This is a genomic window from Enterobacter oligotrophicus (assembly GCF_009176645.1).
In the GTDB taxonomy this organism is placed as follows: Bacteria; Pseudomonadota; Gammaproteobacteria; order Enterobacterales; family Enterobacteriaceae; genus Enterobacter; species Enterobacter oligotrophicus.
Window position 1 is genome coordinate 3,234,201 of sequence record NZ_AP019007.1, and the last position, 19,095, is coordinate 3,253,295.

Genomic DNA, 19,095 nt, shown 5'->3' on the forward strand with positions numbered 1-19,095 from the left:
GTTACCCCCTGACCCAGGCTTTTACCGTTGCGAGTTGCTGTCCTTCACCTTTTCCCCATGGCGTAATGCGGTACTCCCCCACGGCGGCCGGGATGATGAATGTCTCGGCGTAATGCACGACGAAAGGCTCAAATGCACCGCTTGGGCTGTCAACGCGCGCTTCGTCGCCTTCAACCAGATTGAGCACGTTAACGCCACCTTCTGTGTGATGCGTGACCGGGCCGCTAAACCAGTGGCGGCGCGTTTCAATAAATTCCCGTTCGTGCAGGCCGGTACGTTCTTCGCGCCAGCTTTCACCTTCGGCAACCGGTTCAATACGGTTTACCAGATGTTCGTTCACCCACTGTGTATCGCGCTGCCAGTCGATAACCTGTTCGCCGTGGTCAAGATGCACCGGACGCGGTAACCCATCCATCCCCAGTCGACCCCAGTCCCAGAGCTTGAAGGTGAAAATGTAAGGCGTGGCGCTGATCTCAAGCACCATGGTGCCGGACCCGGAGCAGTGCACGGTGCCCGCCGGGATCAGGAAGTGGTCGTGTTTTTTGGCCGCAATCTGATTCACAAAGCGCGCGTCGTCGAACGGTTTCTCGCCGCGTGCCGCCTGGCGCAGATCGTTCAGCATGGCTTCAGGTTCGGTGCCGGTTTTGGTGCCGAGATAGACGACGGCACCCGGTTCGGCGTCGAGAATGTAATAGCTCTCATCCTGGGTGTAATGCATGCCAAACTGCTGCTGGATGTACTCCGTTAATGGATGCACCTGAAAACTCAGGTTCTGCCCCCCAACGGTGTCGAGGAAATCAAAGCGGATCGGGAATTCTGCCCCGAAGCGTGCGTGAACCTTTTCGCCCAGTAGCGCGCGAGGCTGCAGAAGCACCAGGTCCTGAGAGGGGATCTCGATCCGAACGTCGCCAAACCGCATCAGCAGGCTGTTTTCCTCGGGCACGCAGTCAAAACACCATGCGTAGTTAGGCTTCGCTGGATCGAGATCGAATCGTTGTTTCATCCACTGTCCGCCCCAGACGCCGGGATCGAAGAATGGCACCACGCGGAACGGTTGTTGCGTTGTCTGCTGCAGCCCTGCACGCAGCGCCTCGCCGCTGACTGCCGCCGGTGCGTTGGCAACGGTGGTATCCAGCAAATAATCGCAGCGTTTAAGCAGGGGCGTTTTATGTCGGTCAAAAACACGCCATTCGATGAAAAAAGCACGCTTGTAGCGGCGGAGTATGTCTTCATGCTGATTTTCCACGCCCCAGTTGCCAAGCTCGCCTGCGCGCATACGCTGCTGGATTTCCCAGCGCGGTAAATCCGCATACACCAGCACATCACCAGGGTGTACCAGTGCGGCACCTGGCCCGTAGACAATGACCAACCCGGAGGTGACATCCGCTACCTGCTGTTGCAGCGCGGCTAATGCGTGGCTGTCAAAAAATTCCGCAAGCTGGTGGCAGGAGAGTACGCCAAAGACGCGGTCATCCGTCAGGTTACGGTCCAGTAGGGCGTTGAGCGCCTGCACGTCATGGCGGGCGGTTTCAGCGTTTATCCGCACTGCGTCGCCCAACTGCACGAACAGGTTTTGCTCCAGCTCATCAAGACGAACGCCGGGATAACAATCAATAACCAGTACCGTTTTTTGGGTAAGGTGAATCCTGGTGTTAAGCGCAGCAATAATGTCGTTCCACCCGCGCCAGGCGTGGGTATCGAAGCCCCGAACGGTGACTTCCGGGTATTTGTTATAGAAGGTACTTTTCATCTGTTCACTCCGTTATCGTTATAATAAGATTAATCGATTAACCTTGTTATGGAAGAGTGGTTAACGCGATTAACCCGGCACTCTGCGCAGGAAAGCGGATTTTCTGGCGGGGAGTGTGAACCGCTTCACAGGGAATGAGGCAAAATTCAGGTTATTCGATTAATCTGTGAAAGGAAAAAGGAGGAACAATGACGACTATTACGCTGGCGCAGGTCGCAGAACGAGCAGGCGTATCGACCGCCACGGTGTCGATGGTGCTGCGAAACCGTGGGCGGATCTCTCAGGCCACCAGGGAAAGGGTGCTGAAAGCAATTGATGATTCCGGCTATGTTTACAATCAGACGGCGGCAAACCTGCGTAACCGCAGCAGTAACCAGGTTGGGCTGCTTTTGCACGATATAACAAACCCTTTTTACGGGGAAATGACCGCCGGGCTAAGCCATGAGATGGAGCGCCACGACATGCTGCTGTTTCTGGCAAACAGCGAAGAATCCGGCGAGCGGCAGCAAAAATTCGTCGATTCGTTGATGCGAAATAACGCCTGCGGCATGGTGCTCTGTGCCGCCCGTGAAACGCCGCGCTCCTTTTTTGACAGTCTGAAGCGACGCAACATTCCTGCCATTATGGTTGTACGTCCGGTCAACGATCCGGATTTTGATTTCGTCGGGACCGACAACTTTCTTGGCACCCAGATGGCGACCGCGCATCTGCTTAAACTTGGACACCGCCATATCGCCTTTATTGGCGGGAGTCAGCATTCGGGTACACGCGCACAGCGTATCGGCGGTTTTACCAGTAAGCTGCTTGAAAATGGCCTGTCGGCAGATCCTCGCTGGGTTATCACCAGCCAGGCGAGCCAAAGCGACGGCGCACGCGTGGCCGAAAATTTATTCCGCCAGTATCCGGAGATCACCGCCGCAGTCTGCTATCAGGATATTGTCGCGCTGGGGGTAATGCAGGCGCTACGCAAACTGAGACGTGAACCCGGACGCGATTTTGCCCTGGTCGGTTTCGACGATATCACCGAGGCGGCGCTGGTCCAGCCAGGGCTTACGACCGTTTCGGTGGCGGCGAAAGAGATAGGTCGTAAAGCCGGAGAGCTTCTCTTCAGCCGAATTCAGGGGAATAACGAGCCGCCGAAACGCATCATTCTGCCTCCGGCACTGGTAGTCAGAGAATCATGCGGTTTCGTTTAGTATGTCTTTTACTGATAACGGCTTCGGTTTCACAGTAAATTCTAATTATGGGTGTTTTTAGTGGCAGCCCGTGACAGGGCTGGTTACTCTGAAAACGATTTACATAAAGTTAACTTAAGAGAATAGATATGCATGATGCACAAATCCGCGTTGCCATTGCCGGCGCGGGCGGCCGTATGGGGCGTCAGTTAATTCAGGCTGCAGCACAGCTCGACGGTGTTCAACTGGGCGCTGCGCTGGAGCGCGAAGGGTCATCTTTAACAGGAAGCGATGCGGGTGAACTGGCGGGTATCGGTAAAACTGGCGTTGTAGTGCAGAGCAGCCTGGACGCGGTAAAAGATGACTTTGACGTATTGATCGATTTTACGCGCCCGGAAGGGACGCTGAATCATCTGGCTTTTTGTCGTCAGCACGGTAAAGGCATGGTGATTGGCACCACCGGTTTCGATGACGCGGGCAAGCAGGCAATTAAAGACGCCTCAAAAGACATTGCAATCGTCTTTGCCGCGAACTTCAGCGTGGGCGTCAACGTCATGCTGAAGCTGCTGGAGAAAGCAGCGAAGGTGATGGGTGACTATACCGATATTGAGATCATCGAAGCACACCATCGATACAAAGTTGATGCACCATCAGGCACGGCGCTGGCGATGGGCGAAGTGATTGCTCATGCACTTGATAAAGAATTGAAAGACTGCGCGGTCTATACCCGCGAAGGGCACACCGGTGAACGCGTTCCGGGGACGATTGGCTTTGCCACCGTCCGTGCAGGTGACATCGTCGGCGAACATACCGCGATGTTCGCCGATATCGGTGAACGTGTGGAAATCACGCATAAAGCGTCAAGCCGTATGACGTTCGCCAATGGTGCCGTACGTTCCGCACTGTGGTTAAAAAATAAAGAAAGTGGCCTTTTTGATATGCGTGATGTGCTCGATCTCAACAATCTGTAAGATTTATTACCCATCGTGATGTGGTTATTGCAGTCGTAATCTATTGATTGCATAGGGCAATATTTTATTGCCCTTTTATTTTTCCTGTTTTAAGTTATTTTTTGTTTATATTGCTCATAAAGAATAGTTTTCTCTCTTTTTTGTGTTGCGGTAATGTAAATTTTGACCATCTGGTCCACTTTTTACTGCGCTCTGTCTTTCTTTTCCATTAAACTCACTGCGCAAGCGTTTCCTGCGGTGATTTACCTGATCTTTTTACCGCTTAATTCGCATTACTGATTCCAGGCTCGCAAAAGAATAAGCAAAATCACTGTTTTTGAGTTGACTTTTACCCTCCTAATCCCCAGAATGCCGCCGTTTGCCAAAAATCCGCTGGCAACACATTTGCATTGATTCATGGCATAGTTATGAATTAATATGCAAATAAAGTGAGTGAATATTCTCTGGAGGGTGTTTTGATTAAGTCAGCGCTATTGGTTCTGGAAGACGGAACCCAGTTTATCGGTCGGGCCATAGGGGCAACAGGTTCGGCGGTTGGGGAAGTCGTTTTCAATACTTCAATGACCGGTTATCAAGAAATCCTCACTGATCCTTCCTATTCCCGCCAAATCGTTACTCTTACTTATCCCCATATCGGCAATGTCGGCACCAATGCGGCTGACGAAGAATCCTCTCAGGTACATGCGCAAGGTCTGGTCATTCGTGACCTGCCGCTGATTGCCAGTAATTTCCGCAATACCGAAGATCTCTCTTCTTACCTGAAGCGCCATAACATCGTGGCGATTGCCGATATCGATACCCGTAAGCTGACGCGTCTGCTGCGCGAGAAGGGTGCCCAGAACGGCTGCATCATCGCGGGTGATAACCTGGATGCAGCGCTGGCGCTTGAAAAAGCGAAAGCCTTCCCCGGCCTGAACGGCATGGATCTGGCGAAAGAAGTGACCACAACAGAAGCCTACAGCTGGACCCAGGGGAGCTGGACGCTGGAGGGCGACCTCCCGGAAGCGAAACCGGAGAGCGAGCTGCCGTTCCATGTTGTCGCTTACGATTTCGGTGCCAAGCGCAATATCCTGCGCATGCTGGTGGATCGCGGTTGCCGCCTGACGGTGGTTCCGGCGAAAACCTCTGCTGAAGAGGTACTGAAGATGAATCCGGATGGCATCTTCCTCTCCAACGGCCCTGGCGACCCGGCACCGTGCGACTACGCTATCGACGCCATCACATCCTTCCTGGAAACCGATATCCCGGTATTCGGTATCTGCCTCGGCCATCAGCTGCTGGCGCTGGCGAGCGGTGCGAACACCATTAAGATGAAGTTTGGTCACCACGGTGGCAACCACCCGGTGAAAGACATCGATAACAATACGGTGATGATTACCGCGCAGAACCACGGGTTTGCCGTGGATGAGGCCTCCATGCCGGCTAACCTGCGCGTCACGCACAAGTCACTGTTCGATGGCACCCTGCAGGGTATCCATCGTACCGATAAGCCCGCGTTCAGCTTCCAGGGCCACCCTGAAGCCAGCCCAGGCCCGCACGATGCCGCGCCGCTGTTCGATCACTTCATCGAACTTATCGAGCAATACCGTAAGACCGCTAAATAATCAGGAGCCGAAAAGACAATGCCAAAACGTACAGACATAAAAAGCATCCTGATCCTTGGCGCTGGCCCGATTGTGATCGGCCAGGCCTGTGAATTCGACTACTCCGGTGCGCAGGCGTGTAAAGCCCTGCGTGAAGAGGGTTACCGCGTTATCCTGGTGAACTCTAACCCGGCAACCATCATGACCGACCCGGAAATGGCCGATGCCACCTACATCGAGCCGATTCACTGGGAAGTGGTACGCAAAATCATTGAAAAAGAGCGTCCGGACGCGGTGCTGCCGACCATGGGCGGCCAGACGGCGCTGAACTGCGCGCTGGAGCTGGAGCGCCAGGGCGTGCTGGCTGAGTTCGGCGTGACCATGATTGGTGCAACGGCAGACGCGATTGATAAAGCAGAAGATCGCCGTCGCTTCGACGTGGCGATGAAGAAAATCGGCCTCGACACTGCGCGTTCCGGCATTGCACATAATATGGAAGAAGCGCTGGCCGTCGCGGCGGATGTCGGTTATCCGTGCATCATTCGCCCGTCCTTCACCATGGGTGGCACGGGTGGCGGTATCGCCTATAACCGCGAAGAGTTTGAAGAGATTTGCGAGCGCGGTCTGGATCTCTCCCCAACCAAAGAGCTGCTGATTGATGAATCGCTGATTGGCTGGAAAGAGTACGAGATGGAAGTGGTGCGTGATAAAAACGACAACTGCATCATCGTCTGCTCCATCGAAAACTTCGATGCGATGGGTATCCACACCGGCGACTCCATCACCGTTGCGCCAGCCCAGACGCTGACCGACAAAGAGTACCAAATCATGCGTAACGCCTCGATGGCGGTACTGCGTGAAATTGGCGTTGAAACCGGCGGTTCGAACGTTCAGTTCTCGGTGAACCCGAAAACCGGTCGTCTGATTGTTATCGAAATGAACCCGCGCGTGTCCCGCTCTTCCGCGCTGGCCTCGAAAGCGACCGGCTTCCCGATTGCCAAAGTGGCGGCGAAACTGGCGGTGGGTTACACCCTCGACGAACTGATGAACGACATCACCGGCGGCCGCACGCCTGCCTCCTTCGAGCCGTCCATCGACTACGTTGTAACCAAAATTCCTCGCTTTAACTTCGAGAAATTCGCCGGCGCGAACGACCGTCTGACCACTCAGATGAAATCTGTCGGTGAAGTGATGGCGATTGGCCGCACGCAGCAGGAATCCCTGCAGAAAGCGCTGCGCGGCCTGGAAGTGGGCGCGACCGGCTTTGACCCGAAAGTGAGCCTGGACGACCCGGAAGCGCTGACCAAAATCCGCCGCGAGCTGAAAGACGCTGGCGCAGAGCGTATCTGGTACATTGCCGATGCGTTCCGCGCTGGCTTGTCCGTCGATGGTGTGTTCAACCTGACCAACATCGACCGCTGGTTCCTGGTGCAGATTGAAGAGCTGGTGCGTCTGGAAGAGAAAGTGGCAGAACTGGGCATTACCGGCCTGGACGCTGACTTCCTGCGCGTGCTGAAGCGTAAAGGCTTCGCCGACGCGCGTCTGGCAAAACTGGCGGGCGTGCGCGAAGCGGAAATTCGCAAGCTGCGCGACCAGTATGACCTGCACCCGGTCTACAAACGCGTGGATACCTGTGCGGCAGAGTTCGCGACCGATACCGCATACATGTACTCCACCTATGAAGACGAGTGCGAAGCGAACCCGTCCGTCGACCGCGACAAAATTATGGTGCTGGGCGGCGGTCCAAACCGTATCGGCCAGGGCATCGAGTTCGACTACTGCTGCGTACACGCCTCCCTGGCGCTGCGCGAAGACGGTTACGAGACCATCATGGTCAACTGTAACCCGGAAACCGTTTCAACCGACTACGACACCTCTGACCGCCTCTACTTCGAGCCGGTGACGCTGGAAGACGTGCTGGAAATCGTGCGCATCGAGAAGCCGAAAGGCGTTATCGTGCAGTACGGCGGCCAGACGCCGCTGAAACTGGCGCGCGCGCTGGAAGCAGCAGGTGTGCCGGTTATCGGCACCAGCCCGGATGCGATTGACCGTGCGGAAGACCGCGAGCGTTTCCAGCAGGCGGTTGACCGTCTGAAGTTGAAACAGCCAGCGAACGCCACCGTCACCGCGATTGAAATGGCCGTTGAGAAGGCGAAAGAGATTGGCTACCCGCTGGTGGTGCGCCCTTCCTACGTACTCGGCGGCCGCGCGATGGAAATCGTTTATGACGAAGCCGACCTGCGCCGCTACTTCCAGACCGCGGTAAGCGTGTCGAACGATGCGCCAGTGCTGCTGGACCGCTTCCTCGACGATGCGGTAGAAGTGGATGTCGACGCCATCTGCGACGGCGAAATGGTGCTGATTGGTGGCATCATGGAGCATATTGAGCAGGCGGGCGTACACTCCGGTGACTCAGCCTGTTCTCTGCCAGCGTACACCCTGAGCCAGGAAATCCAGGATGTAATGCGCCAGCAGGTGCAGAAGCTGGCCTTTGAGCTGCAGGTTCGCGGTCTGATGAATGTCCAGTTCGCGGTGAAAGATAATGAAGTCTACCTGATTGAAGTGAACCCGCGTGCGGCACGTACCGTCCCGTTTGTCTCCAAAGCGACCGGTATTCCGCTGGCGAAAGTGGCGGCGCGCGTGATGGCGGGCCAGACGCTGGCGCAGCAGGGCGTCACGAAAGAAATCATCCCACCGTACTACTCGGTGAAAGAGGTGGTGCTGCCGTTCAACAAATTCCCAGGCGTTGACCCGCTGTTAGGGCCAGAGATGCGCTCTACCGGGGAAGTGATGGGCGTGGGCCGTACCTTTGCAGAAGCGTTCGCGAAGGCGCAACTGGGCAGTAGCTCCACCATGAGAAAATCGGGCCGTGCGCTGCTCTCTGTCCGTGAAGGCGACAAAGAGCGTGTGGTTGACCTGGCTGCCAAGCTGCTGAAACAGGGCTTTGAGCTGGATGCGACCCACGGCACGGCGATTGTACTGGGTGAAGCCGGTATCAACCCGCGTCTGGTGAACAAGGTGCATGAAGGGCGTCCGCACATTCAGGACCGTATCAAGAATGGCGAATACACCTACATCATCAACACCACGGCGGGCCGCCAGGCGATTGAAGACTCTAAGCTGATTCGCCGCAGCGCGCTGCAGTATAAAGTGCACTACGACACCACCCTGAACGGCGGTTTCGCCACGGCCATGGCGCTGAACGCGGATGCCACCGAGAAGGTGATTTCGGTGCAGGAAATGCACGCGCAGATTAACAAGTAAGTTCAAATACCCGGTGGCGCACCGTCACCGGGTATTCTTCCCCTCTTAAGAACCTTCTGGTTTTCCATCCGCTTTCAGTCAGTTAGCCTAAAATTGTTAGGTCGATAACGAAATTCAACTGAAAAGCAGGGGAAACACCATGCGAAATAAACTTTTTATCACCTCAATTCTGGCTGCCACTGCACTGTTTACCGTTGCGGGCTGTTCTTCTAATCAGGCTGTGAAAACCACCGATGGCCGCACCATTGTCACCGACGGTAAACCGCAGGTAGATGACGATACTGGCCTGGTATCGTACAAAAATGCGGAAACTGGCCAAACTGAACAGATTAACCGCGATCAGGTGAAATCGATGGGTGAGCTGGACAACTAGTTCAGATTTCTGACCGTAGCCCGTCAATAATATTCACTATTAGCCTGCTGAATTACTGACTACACTCTTTTGGTAAAAGAGCGCAGTAAAACAACAGGCTAATCAATGATTCTGATAATTTATGCGCATCCATACCCGCAGCACTCGCATGCGAACAAGCGGATGCTCGAACAGGTAAGGACGCTTGAAAACGTAGAGATACGTTCCCTCTATCAACTCTATCCCGATTTTAATATCGATATCGCCGCCGAACAGGAGGCGCTCTCCCGTGCCGATCTGATTATCTGGCAGCATCCGATGCAGTGGTACAGCACGCCGCCGTTACTGAAGCTGTGGATCGACAAAGTCTTTTCTCACGGCTGGGCATACGGACACCACGGTAACGCGCTGAAGGGCAAAAGCCTGATGTGGGCCGTGACCACCGGGGGCGGTGAAAGTCATTTCGATATTGGCTCCTTCCCCGGATTTGACGTGCTGGCGCAGCCGCTACAGGCGACGGCGCTCTACTGCGGCCTGAACTGGCTGCCGCCTTTTGCGATGCACTGTACGTTTGTTTGCGATGATGAAACCTTGCAGGCGCAGGCGCGTCACTACAAACAACGCTTACTTGAGTGGCAGGAGACGCACAATGGATAGCCATACGCTGATACAGGCGCTGATTTACCTCGGTGCGGCGGCACTGATCGTGCCCGTGGCGGTACGCCTGGGTCTGGGCTCCGTGCTGGGCTATCTGATTGCGGGTTGTGTTATCGGGCCGTGGGGATTCCGCCTGGTGACGGATGCCGAGTCGATTCTGCATTTCGCCGAAATTGGCGTGGTGTTGATGCTGTTTGTGATTGGTCTGGAGCTTGATCCACAGCGCCTCTGGAAACTGCGTGCCTCGGTGTTTGGCGGTGGTGCGCTCCAGATGCTGGCCTGTGGTCTGCTGTTGGGCGGTTTCTGTATCCTGCTCGGTATGGAGTGGAAAGTTGCAGAACTGATTGGGATGACGCTGGCGCTCTCCTCCACGGCAATCGCCATGCAGGCGATGAACGAACGTAACCTGACGGTTTCGCAGATGGGGCGCAGTGCGTTCTCGGTTCTGCTGTTCCAGGATATCGCTGCCATTCCGCTGGTGGCGATGATCCCGCTGCTGGCAGCAAGCGGCGCGTCAACGACGCTGGGCGCTTTTGCGCTGTCGGCGTTAAAAGTTGCCGGTGCGCTGGCACTGGTTATCCTGCTGGGCCGCTACGTGACCCGTCCACTGCTGCGGTTCGTTGCGCGTTCTGGCCTGCGCGAAGTGTTCAGTGCCGTTGCCTTGTTCCTGGTGTTCGGTTTTGGTCTGCTGCTGGAAGAGGCCGGGCTGTCGATGGCGATGGGGGCGTTCCTGGCGGGTGTGCTGCTGGCAAGCTCTGAATATCGTCATGCGCTGGAAAGCGATATCGAGCCGTTTAAGGGGCTGCTGCTGGGGCTGTTTTTCATCGGCGTCGGGATGTCTATCGACTTCGGCACGCTGGTGACGCATCCGCTGCGGATCATCATCCTGCTGGTGGGCTTCCTGGTCATTAAAATGGTGATGCTGTGGCTGATTGCGCGGCCATTGAAAGTGCCGAATAAACAGCGTCGGTGGTTCGCCGTGCTGCTGGGGCAGGGAAGTGAGTTCGCATTTGTGGTCTTTGGTGCGGCGCAGATGGCCGATGTACTCGATCCTGAGTGGGCGAAAGCATTAACGCTGGCTGTGGCGCTGTCGATGGCGGCAACGCCTGTCCTGCTGGTGCTGCTGACGCGCCTGGAGAAAACAGGCAGTGAACAGGAGCGCGAAGCCGATGAGATCGACGAAGAACAGCCGCGCGTGATCATCGCCGGGTTTGGTCGCTTCGGGCAGATCACCGGACGTTTACTGCTCTCAAGTGGCGTCAAAATGGTCATCCTCGACCACGATCCCGACCACGTGGATACCCTGCGTAAATTCGACATGAAAGTGTTCTACGGCGATGCGACTCGCGTCGATCTGCTGGAGTCAGCAGGTGCGGCGAAGGCTGAGGTGCTGATCAACGCCATTGATGATCCACAAACCAGCATGCAGATGGTCGAACTGGTGAAGGCGCATTTCCCGAACCTGACGATTATTTCGCGTGCGCGCGATGTGGATCACTATATCCAGCTGCGTCAGGCGGGCGTTACGGCACCAGAGCGTGAAACCTTCGAAGGTGCACTGAAATCGGGCCGAATGGCGCTGGAAAGCCTGGGGCTGGGGGCGTATGAAGCGCGTGAACGTGCCGATTTGTTCCGCCGTTTCAACACGGAAATGGTGGAAGAGATGGTCGCGATGGCGGCAAGTACCGCGTCCGAACGTGCCGCGGTCTTTAAACGCACCAGCGCGATGCTGACGGAAATCATCAACGAAGACCGCAACCATCTGTCGCTGGTTCAGCGTCACGGCTGGCAGGGAACGGAAGAGGGCAAACACACCGGCAATCCGGAGGATGAACCGGAGAGTAAACCCTCTGCGTGAAGTGGTGTTGCCAGCAATATTAAAAAATTTCTGTTTCTTTACTCTGCCGCCAGTCGACGAAAGATTATGCTTTCCGTATAGTGGCGGCAATTTTTTGCATCCGGGAAATTTTCAATGATCAGTCTGATTGCAGCGCTGGCGGTAGACCGCGTTATCGGTATGGAAAACGCCATGCCGTGGAACCTGCCTGCCGATCTCGCATGGTTTAAACGTACTACGTTAAACAAGCCGGTAGTGATGGGTCGTCTGACCTGGGAGTCGATTGGTCGTCCATTACCTGGCCGTAAGAATATCGTTATCAGTAGCCAGCCGGGTACTGACGATCGCGTTCAGTGGGTAAAATCCGTTGATGAAGCGATTGCGGCCTGCGGTGACGCCGAAGAGATCATGGTGATCGGCGGCGGTCGTGTGTACGAGCAGTTCCTGCCAAAAGCGCAGAAGCTGTATCTGACCCACATTGATGCGGAAGTGGAAGGGGATACTCATTTCCCGGACTACGATCCGGACGAGTGGGAATCGGTGTTCAGCGAGTTCCACGACGCGGATGAGCAGAACTCACACAGCTATTGCTTCGAAATTCTGGAACGCCGTTAAGCGATTTTCCCTCTCCCACGGGGAGAGGGAATAAATCATCAGGAGGCTACGGCCTCACTTTCCCCTAAATCCAGCTGTCGGTTGGACGGCTGCACGAAGTACGTTTTATCTTCCCAGCGTAAGCAGGTCAAATCTCCGCCCCAGCAGCATCCGGTATCAAGACCATAAATGCCTTCCGGCGTGCCTTTTCCTTCAAGCGAAGCCCAGTGACCGAACACCACGCTGTACGCGTTGGTCACCGGCCCTGGAATAGCAAACCAGGGTTTGAGTGGCGCTGGTGCGTTCTCCGGCGTGTCTTTGCAGTACATATCCAGTTGCCCGTTCGGGAAACAGTAACGCATGCGGGTAAAAGCGTTCGTGATAAAACGCAGACGCGCCAGACCGCTGAGATCTTCGCTCCAGTTGTTCGGCATATCGCCGTACATGGCATCGAGGAAGAACGGGTAGGAGTCGCTCGCCAGCACCGCTTCAGCGTCGCGCGCGCAGGTCTTTGCCGTGTCGAGATCCCATTGCGGGGTAATCCCGGCGTGGGCCATCACCAGCTTTTTCTCTTCGTCAATTTGCAGCAGCGGCTGGCGACGCAGCCAGTTAAGCAGCTCATCGGCGTCCGGCGCTTCCAGCAATGGCGTAAGGCGATCTTTCGGCTTATTACGGCTGATCCCGGCATACACGGCCAGCAGATGCAGATCGTGATTGCCCAACACCATGCGCACGCTGTCGCCCAGTGATTTGACGTAGCGCAGCACGTCCAGGGAGCCTGGACCACGCGCCACTAAATCACCCGTCAGCCAGAGAGTGTCCTTACCGGGGGTAAAGTCGACCTGTTTTAATAATGCGATCAGTTCATCGTAGCAACCGTGAACGTCGCCAATCAGATATGTAGACATTAGATTAATGAATGAGTGTAGGAACGGCGAGACGGAACACAGGAATAGCAATGCGGAAGGCATTACCATCGACGTCGACCATTTCATAATGGCCTTGCATGGTGCCCAGCGGCGTCTCAATTACCGCGCCGCTGGTGTACTGGTACTCTTCGCCAGGCGCGATATGGGGTTGTTCACCGACCACACCTTCCCCCTGGACTTCAATTTCACGGCCATTGCCGTTAGTGATAAGCCAGTAGCGCCCGAGCAGTTGCACAGGCATCCGCCCCAGATTGCGAATGGTCACGGTGTAGGCAAAAACAAAACGCTCTTCGTCCGGTGAGGACTGGGATTCAACATAGACGCTTTGTACGTGAACACAGACGCGGGGCGAATCAATCATGGCTTAACTCTCCTTCGGCGGTGCATTTTCGCTGATGTAATTAGCCAGCTTGCAGTATTGCTCTACGGAAATGTTTTCTGCACGCATTGCCGGATCAATACCCAGCTCCGCTAACACCTCAACGGTAAACGAATTGCTCAGGCTGTTACGGATCGTTTTACGGCGCTGGTTAAAGGCTTCTGTCGTAATGCGGCTCAATACGCGCAGCTCTTTGACCGGGTACGGTTTCGTTTTATGCGGCACAAGACGCACAACCGCAGAATCCACTTTTGGCGGCGGCGTGAACGCAGATGGCGGTACTTCGAGTACCGGGATCACGTTGCAGAAATATTGTGCCATCACGCTTAAACGACCATACGCTTTACTGTTCGGTCCTGCAACCAGGCGGTTAACAACCTCTTTTTGCAACATGAAGTGCATGTCGGCAATGGCATCAGTATAGCTAAACAGGTGGAACATCAGCGGGGTGGAGATATTGTACGGCAGGTTGCCGAATACGCGCAGCGGCTGGCCCATTTTTTCTGACAGTTCGCCAAAGTTCATGGTCATGGCATCCTGCTGATAAATCGTCAGCTTTGGACCGAGGAACGGATGCGTTTGCAGGCGCGCGGCCAGATCGCGGTCCAGCTCGATAACGGTCAGTTCGTCAAGGCGTTCGCCTACTGGCTCGGTCAGTGCGGCAAGACCCGGCCCGATTTCGACCATCGCCTGGCCTTTCTGCGGATTAATCGCAGACACGATACTGTCGATCACGAACTGATCGTTGAGAAAGTTTTGCCCGAAGCGTTTACGGGCTAAGTGGCCCTGATGGACTCGATTAGTCATTGAGTGTTAACAATCATTTTGATGGCGAGATTAAGCGCCGTAATAAAACTGCCGACATCCGCTTTCCCCTGGCCTGCCAGATCCAGCGCAGTACCGTGGTCAACGGACGTTCGAATAAAGGGTAAACCGAGGGTGATATTCACGCCGCGGCCAAAGCCCTGGTATTTTAGCACGGGCAGGCCCTGATCGTGGTACATCGCGAGCACGGCATCGGCATTATCCAGGTATTTGGGCTGGAAAAGGGTATCTGCAGGCAGTGGCCCGCTGAGGTTCATCCCCTTCGCCCGCATTTCATTGAGCACCGGAATGATGGTGTCGATCTCTTCTGTTCCCATATGCCCGCCTTCACCGGCATGCGGGTTCAGGCCACAGACCAGCACGTGCGGCTGTTTAATGCCAAATTTGGTCTGCAGGTCATGATGCAAAATCCCGATGATTTCACGCAGGAGTTCAGGGGTGATGGCATCCGGAATTGCCTTAATGGGCAGATGCGTGGTTACCAGCGCAACGCGCATCGCTTCTGTCGCCAGCATCATTACCACTTTCGGGCTGTGCGAGCGTTCTTCGAAGAACTCGGTATGCCCGGTAAAGGGAATACCGGCATCGTTGATAACGCCCTTATGCACGGGGCCGGTGATCAACGCCGCAAACTCACCGTTCAGACACCCATCACAGGCACGTGCCAGCGTCTCGACAACGTAGTGACCGTTTTGCGTGCTGAGCTGGCCCGGTACGACAGGCGTGCGAAGCGGGACGGACAGAAGAGTGAGCGTCCCCGCCTGCTGCGGCACAGGCAGCTGGCCTGCAACGTAGGGGAGCAGCGTTAAAGGCAGACCGAGCATATTTGCCCGGTCCTGTAACAGTGTTGCATCTGCGCAGACGACCAGTTCTACCGGCCAGTTCTGTTGGGCGAGCTGGACGACAAGGTCGGGACCAATCCCGGCGGGTTCGCCGGGAGTGATAACAACACGATGCTGTTTCATTAGTTGCTCAGCACTTTCACGTAAGCGCTGGCACGCTGTTCCTGCATCCAGGTTGCCGCTTCTTCAGAGAATTTACGGTTAAACAGCATGCGGTACGCTCTGTCTTTCTGCGCCGCGTCGGTTTTATCCACGTTGCGGGTATCCAGCAGTTCAATCAGATGCCAGCCGAAGGAAGAGTGCACAGGTGCGCTCAACTGGCCTTTGTTCATCTTCATCAGTGCGTCGCGGAAAGCCGGATCGTAGATATCAGCCGCTGCCCAGCCCAGATCACCGCCCTGGTTAGCAGAGCCTGGGTCCTGAGAGAACTCTTTTGCGGCGTTAGCAAACGAGGTTTTCCCGCTCTTAATATCTGCAGCGATCTGTTCCAGCTTCGCACGCGCCTGGTCGTCAGTCATGATCGGTGACGGTTTCAGCAGGATATGACGAGCATGAACTTCCGTAACGGAGATGCTCTGGCTCTGGCCGCGCAGATCGTTCACTTTCAGAATGTGGAAGCCCACACCTGAACGAATTGGGCCGACAATATCGCCTTTCTTCGCCGTACTCAGCGCCTGAGCAAAGATGGACGGTAACTCCTGAATACGACCCCAGCCCATCTGGCCGCCTTTCAGCGCCTGCTGGTCAGCAGAGTAGGTGATCGCCAGTTTACCGAAGTCACCCCCGTTACGCGCCTGATCGACAATCGAGCGCGCCTGGTTTTCCGCGTCAGCAACCTGGTCGGAACTTGGATTTTCCGGCAGTGGGATCAGGATATGGCTCAGGTTCAGCTCCGTGCTGGCATCGTTCTGATTACCCACCTGTTTTGCCAGCGCATCCACTTCCTGAGGCAGGATCGTGACGCGGCGACGCACTTCATTGTTACGCACTTCAGAGATCAGCATCTCTTTGCGGATCTGATTACGGTAAGTCGCGTAGTTGATGCCATCATAGGCCAGGCGGCTGCGCATCTGGTCCATGGACATGTTGTTTTGCTTTGCGATGTTAGCGATCGCCTGATCGAGCTGCTCGTCAGAGATCTTCACACCCATTTTCTGACCCATCTGCAGGACAATCTGATCCATGATCAGACGTTCCAGGATCTGGTGGCGCAGGGTTGCATCATCAGGAAGCTGCTGACCTGCTTCGCCCGAGTTGAGCTTCACAGATTTCATCAAACCGTCAACGTCACTTTCAAGCACGACGCCGTTGTTAACCACAGCTGCGACTTTATCGACAACCTGGGGTGCCGCGAAGCTGGTATTCGCAACCATAGCGACACCGAGCAGCAGCGTTTTCCAGTTCTTCATACTTTTTCCATTTCAATTAACCGCAAAGCGGATTACGTTGTAAATCAAGCACATTACAAGGAACTGCGGTACGGCAGAATGTTCGAGCGCAGCATCTGCTGCGTGCCCAGACCATAGTTGGAACTCAGGCCGCGCAACTCGACATTAAAGCCAATCACGTTATCGTATTTGCTCTGATTGTTGTCAGTATCCCAGCCGTTCAGCTTACGTTCATAGCCGACACGAATCGCATAACAGCAGGAGTTATATTGCAGACCTAACATCTGGTCGGCAGGTTTACTGGTGTTGGTGTCAAAGTAGTAAGCACCTACGATTGACCAGCGATCGGCGATTGGCCAGCTTGCTGCTCCACCCACCTGCGAAATCCCGTCTTTGTACTGTTCTCTGGTCGCATAGTTTGGCAGTGTTGCCTGAATATATTCCGGGCTGGCATAACGGTACGTCAACTGCACCAGGCGATCTTCATCGCGGCGATATTCAATGGCAGTACTGCTCGTGGCGACATTATTGAGTCGCGTATCGTACTGCACACCGCCACGTAAGCCCCACCGGTCGGCCATACGCCAGTAGGTGTCACCTGCCCATACCAGTGATCCCGTTTTGTTGTCTTTCTCCCAGTTAATGTTGTCATCACCGGTACGAGACTCGGTGAAATAGTAGATTTGACCAACAGAAACGTTAAAACGTTCAACGGCAGCGTCATCATAGACACGTGTTGTGACGCCAGTCGTTAACTGGTTAGCAGAGGCAATACGGTCAAGACCACCATAGGTGCGGTCGCGGAACAGGCCGCTATAGTCAGACTGCAGGAAAGAGGAGTCGTAGTTCTGAATTTTGCTTTGATCGCGATAAGGCACATACAGATACTGCATACGTGGTTCGAGCGTCTGGGTATATCCATCAGCAAGGAGACCCATATCGCGCTCGAAGATCAGCTTTCCGTCCATCTTGAACTGAGGAAGAGTACGGTTTACTGATTCCTCAAGATCATTCGCATTGTTCGGATTCGAGTTGTAATTATCAATATTTTTCTGCTGATAGTGAGTCGCCATCAGCTTGGCTTCAGTGTTCAGACTTGCCCAGTCGTTCGACCACGGTAAGTTGATGGTTGGTTCAAGGTGAACACGGGTAGCTTCCGGCATGTCCGAGTTAGTGTTGACGAAGTGGACCGCCTGGGCGTAAACACGGGTATCAAACGGACCTACGTCATTCTGATACCAGTTAACATCCAGCTGCGGCTCTGCGCCGTAAGTGCTTCTCGTCTGGTTGCTAAAGACCTGGAACTGCTTGGTCGATACCGTGGCGTTAAAGTTCTGAATAGCGTAGCCGACGCTGAATTTTTGCGTGGCATAACCGTCCGTACTGGAACCATATTTTGTGTCAAAGTCGTTGAAGTAGTACGAATCGCTGACTTTGGTGTAGTCGACGTTAAAACGCCAGACCTGATCCATTACGCCAGCGTGACGCCAGTAGTAAAGCCAACGGTGTTTATCACCTTCGGTCGGATGCTCATCCTGGAAGACTTTATCTGACGGCAGGTAATCCAGCTCCATCAGACCTGTACCCGCCTGGGTCAGGTAACGGAACTCGTTCTCCCACATGACGTTGCCACGCTTGTGGATATAGTGTGGCGTGATGGTCGCGTCCATGTTGGGCGCGATGTTCCAGTAGTACGGCAGGTAGAACTCAAAGTAGTTTGAGGTGCTGTACTTGGCATTCGGGATCAGGAAGCCTGAGCGACGTTTATCGCCCACCGGAAGCTGCAGGTAAGGGCTGTAGAAAACAGGCACCGGGCCGAGTTTGAACCGGGCGTTCCAGATCTCCGCAACCTGCTCTTCACGGTCGTGGATAACTTCACTTCCCACCACGCTCCAGGTATTTGACCCCGGCAGGCACGATGTGAAGGAGCCATTTTCCAGAATCGTATAGCGGTTTTCGCCGCGCTGTTTCATCAGATCTGCGTTACCACGCCCCTGACGGCCTACCATCTGGTAGTCACCTTCCCAGACGTTAGTATCTTTAGTGTTCAGGTTTGACCAGGCTTTCGGACCTTTCAGGATGACCTGATTGTCGTCATAGTGCACATTACCCAGCGCATCGACCGTACGCACAGGCTCGGCCGCACCTTCCGGTTGCTTCTGGTGCAATTGCACTTCATCTGCCTGCAGGCGGCTGTTGCCCTGGTTAATATCAACACTGCCCGTAAAAGTGGCATTGTCAGGATAATTACCTTTTGCGCTGTCGGCGTTGATGGTGACCGGCAAGTCATTGGTATCGCCTTTCACCAGTGGGCGATTGTAGCTTGGGACGCCAAGCATACACTGCGAGGCGAGATCGGCTGCCAGCCCCTGGTGGCTATACAGGGCGGAGCCAATCATTGTGGCCAGGAGGGTGGGGATACGTTTTTTCATACGTTGTATTTTAGTGTTCCGTCATCAGTGGCTACGGCTTACAAACGCTCAGAGACTATCTTACTCATCATCGCAGTGCCAGCGTTAATCCTGCCCGTTTGCGTGCCAGAGTGTTAG

15 protein-coding genes are annotated in these 19,095 nt (G+C 54.9%); 8 read left to right on the forward strand and 7 right to left on the reverse strand.

Annotated elements, in window-relative coordinates; genetic code table 11:
* Window position 1: 1 nt before the first annotated feature.
* Window positions 2-1,750: a class I mannose-6-phosphate isomerase gene (locus EoCCA6_RS15550; protein WP_152083408.1), complete on the reverse strand. Its 1,749-nt coding sequence runs from the start codon at window positions 1,748-1,750 to the stop codon at window positions 2-4.
* Window positions 1,751-1,938: 188 nt separating this feature from the next.
* On the opposite strand from EoCCA6_RS15550, the gene EoCCA6_RS15555 reads away from it, so the two are divergent.
* The 8 genes from EoCCA6_RS15555 to folA all read left to right on the forward strand — a co-directional run bounded on the left by EoCCA6_RS15555 (window position 1,939) and on the right by folA (window position 12,204).
* On the forward strand, window positions 1,939-2,946 hold the full coding sequence (locus tag EoCCA6_RS15555) for a LacI family DNA-binding transcriptional regulator (protein WP_152083409.1): 1,008 nt from the start codon (window positions 1,939-1,941) through the stop codon (window positions 2,944-2,946).
* Between the two features lie 128 nt (window positions 2,947-3,074).
* Window positions 3,075-3,896, forward strand: a complete 822-nt coding sequence (gene dapB, locus EoCCA6_RS15560; protein ID WP_152083410.1) for a 4-hydroxy-tetrahydrodipicolinate reductase — start codon at window positions 3,075-3,077, stop codon at window positions 3,894-3,896.
* A gap of 455 nt (window positions 3,897-4,351) precedes the next feature.
* Window positions 4,352-5,500: a glutamine-hydrolyzing carbamoyl-phosphate synthase small subunit gene (gene carA / locus EoCCA6_RS15565; RefSeq protein ID WP_152083411.1), complete on the forward strand. Its 1,149-nt coding sequence runs from the start codon at window positions 4,352-4,354 to the stop codon at window positions 5,498-5,500.
* 18 nt (window positions 5,501-5,518) lie between these two features.
* Window positions 5,519-8,743 (forward strand): carbamoyl-phosphate synthase large subunit, encoded by a 3,225-nt coding sequence (gene carB / locus EoCCA6_RS15570; RefSeq protein ID WP_152083412.1) that lies wholly within the window; start codon window positions 5,519-5,521, stop codon window positions 8,741-8,743.
* Window positions 8,744-8,882: 139 nt separating this feature from the next.
* Complete coding sequence (locus EoCCA6_RS15575) at window positions 8,883-9,116, forward strand: YgdI/YgdR family lipoprotein (RefSeq protein ID WP_152083413.1); 234 nt, start codon at window positions 8,883-8,885, stop codon at window positions 9,114-9,116.
* Between the two features lie 105 nt (window positions 9,117-9,221).
* On the forward strand, window positions 9,222-9,752 hold the full coding sequence (kefF, locus tag EoCCA6_RS15580; protein WP_152083414.1) for a glutathione-regulated potassium-efflux system oxidoreductase KefF: 531 nt from the start codon (window positions 9,222-9,224) through the stop codon (window positions 9,750-9,752).
* Window positions 9,745-11,610 (forward strand): glutathione-regulated potassium-efflux system protein KefC, encoded by a 1,866-nt coding sequence (gene kefC, locus EoCCA6_RS15585; RefSeq protein WP_152083415.1) that lies wholly within the window; start codon window positions 9,745-9,747, stop codon window positions 11,608-11,610. The genes kefF and kefC overlap by 8 nt, the downstream gene beginning before the upstream one ends.
* A gap of 114 nt (window positions 11,611-11,724) precedes the next feature.
* Entirely contained in the window at window positions 11,725-12,204 is a 480-nt protein-coding gene (folA, locus tag EoCCA6_RS15590; RefSeq protein ID WP_032608478.1) for a type 3 dihydrofolate reductase, read from the forward strand.
* A gap of 38 nt (window positions 12,205-12,242) precedes the next feature.
* Here the strand turns inward: folA and apaH are convergent, their stop codons facing one another.
* From apaH to lptD, 6 genes are read right to left on the reverse strand one after another with little or no spacing between them, the layout of a single operon-like run.
* Window positions 12,243-13,091 carry a bis(5'-nucleosyl)-tetraphosphatase (symmetrical) ApaH gene (gene apaH, locus EoCCA6_RS15595; protein ID WP_152083416.1) on the reverse strand — a complete coding sequence of 283 codons (849 nt, stop codon included), beginning with the start codon at window positions 13,089-13,091 and terminating at the stop codon, window positions 12,243-12,245.
* Between the two features lie 4 nt (window positions 13,092-13,095).
* Window positions 13,096-13,473: a Co2+/Mg2+ efflux protein ApaG gene (gene apaG / locus EoCCA6_RS15600; RefSeq protein ID WP_152083417.1), complete on the reverse strand. Its 378-nt coding sequence runs from the start codon at window positions 13,471-13,473 to the stop codon at window positions 13,096-13,098.
* Window positions 13,474-13,476: 3 nt separating this feature from the next.
* Window positions 13,477-14,298 carry a 16S rRNA (adenine(1518)-N(6)/adenine(1519)-N(6))-dimethyltransferase RsmA gene (rsmA, locus tag EoCCA6_RS15605; RefSeq protein ID WP_152083418.1) on the reverse strand — a complete coding sequence of 274 codons (822 nt, stop codon included), beginning with the start codon at window positions 14,296-14,298 and terminating at the stop codon, window positions 13,477-13,479.
* A complete protein-coding gene (gene pdxA / locus EoCCA6_RS15610) occupies window positions 14,295-15,281 on the reverse strand; it encodes a 4-hydroxythreonine-4-phosphate dehydrogenase PdxA (RefSeq protein ID WP_152083419.1) in 987 nt (328 codons plus the stop codon). The genes rsmA and pdxA overlap by 4 nt, the downstream gene beginning before the upstream one ends.
* Window positions 15,281-16,567, reverse strand: a complete 1,287-nt coding sequence (surA, locus tag EoCCA6_RS15615) for a peptidylprolyl isomerase SurA (protein ID WP_152083420.1) — start codon at window positions 16,565-16,567, stop codon at window positions 15,281-15,283. Before surA ends, pdxA begins: the two co-directional genes overlap by 1 nt.
* A 53-nt stretch (window positions 16,568-16,620) precedes the next feature.
* Window positions 16,621-18,978, reverse strand: coding sequence for an LPS assembly protein LptD (gene lptD, locus EoCCA6_RS15620; RefSeq protein ID WP_152083421.1), 2,358 nt, complete (start codon window positions 18,976-18,978; stop codon window positions 16,621-16,623).
* Window positions 18,979-19,095: the final 117 nt, after the last annotated feature.

Coding starts and splice junctions, on each gene's coding strand:
- carB (WP_152083412.1), top strand. CDS start 5,519: ATGCCAAAACGTACAGACATAAAAAGCATCCTGATCCTTGGCGCTGGC.
- rsmA (WP_152083418.1), bottom strand. CDS start 14,298: ATGACTAATCGAGTCCATCAGGGCCACTTAGCCCGTAAACGCTTCGGG.
- EoCCA6_RS15575 (WP_152083413.1), top strand. CDS start 8,883: ATGCGAAATAAACTTTTTATCACCTCAATTCTGGCTGCCACTGCACTG.
- EoCCA6_RS15555 (WP_152083409.1), top strand. CDS start 1,939: ATGACGACTATTACGCTGGCGCAGGTCGCAGAACGAGCAGGCGTATCG.
- kefF (WP_152083414.1), top strand. CDS start 9,222: ATGATTCTGATAATTTATGCGCATCCATACCCGCAGCACTCGCATGCG.
- apaG (WP_152083417.1), bottom strand. CDS start 13,473: ATGATTGATTCGCCCCGCGTCTGTGTTCACGTACAAAGCGTCTATGTT.
- dapB (WP_152083410.1), top strand. CDS start 3,075: ATGCATGATGCACAAATCCGCGTTGCCATTGCCGGCGCGGGCGGCCGT.
- kefC (WP_152083415.1), top strand. CDS start 9,745: ATGGATAGCCATACGCTGATACAGGCGCTGATTTACCTCGGTGCGGCG.
- EoCCA6_RS15550 (WP_152083408.1), bottom strand. CDS start 1,750: ATGAAAAGTACCTTCTATAACAAATACCCGGAAGTCACCGTTCGGGGC.
- surA (WP_152083420.1), bottom strand. CDS start 16,567: ATGAAGAACTGGAAAACGCTGCTGCTCGGTGTCGCTATGGTTGCGAAT.
- pdxA (WP_152083419.1), bottom strand. CDS start 15,281: ATGAAACAGCATCGTGTTGTTATCACTCCCGGCGAACCCGCCGGGATT.
- apaH (WP_152083416.1), bottom strand. CDS start 13,091: ATGTCTACATATCTGATTGGCGACGTTCACGGTTGCTACGATGAACTG.
- folA (WP_032608478.1), top strand. CDS start 11,725: ATGATCAGTCTGATTGCAGCGCTGGCGGTAGACCGCGTTATCGGTATG.
- lptD (WP_152083421.1), bottom strand. CDS start 18,978: ATGAAAAAACGTATCCCCACCCTCCTGGCCACAATGATTGGCTCCGCC.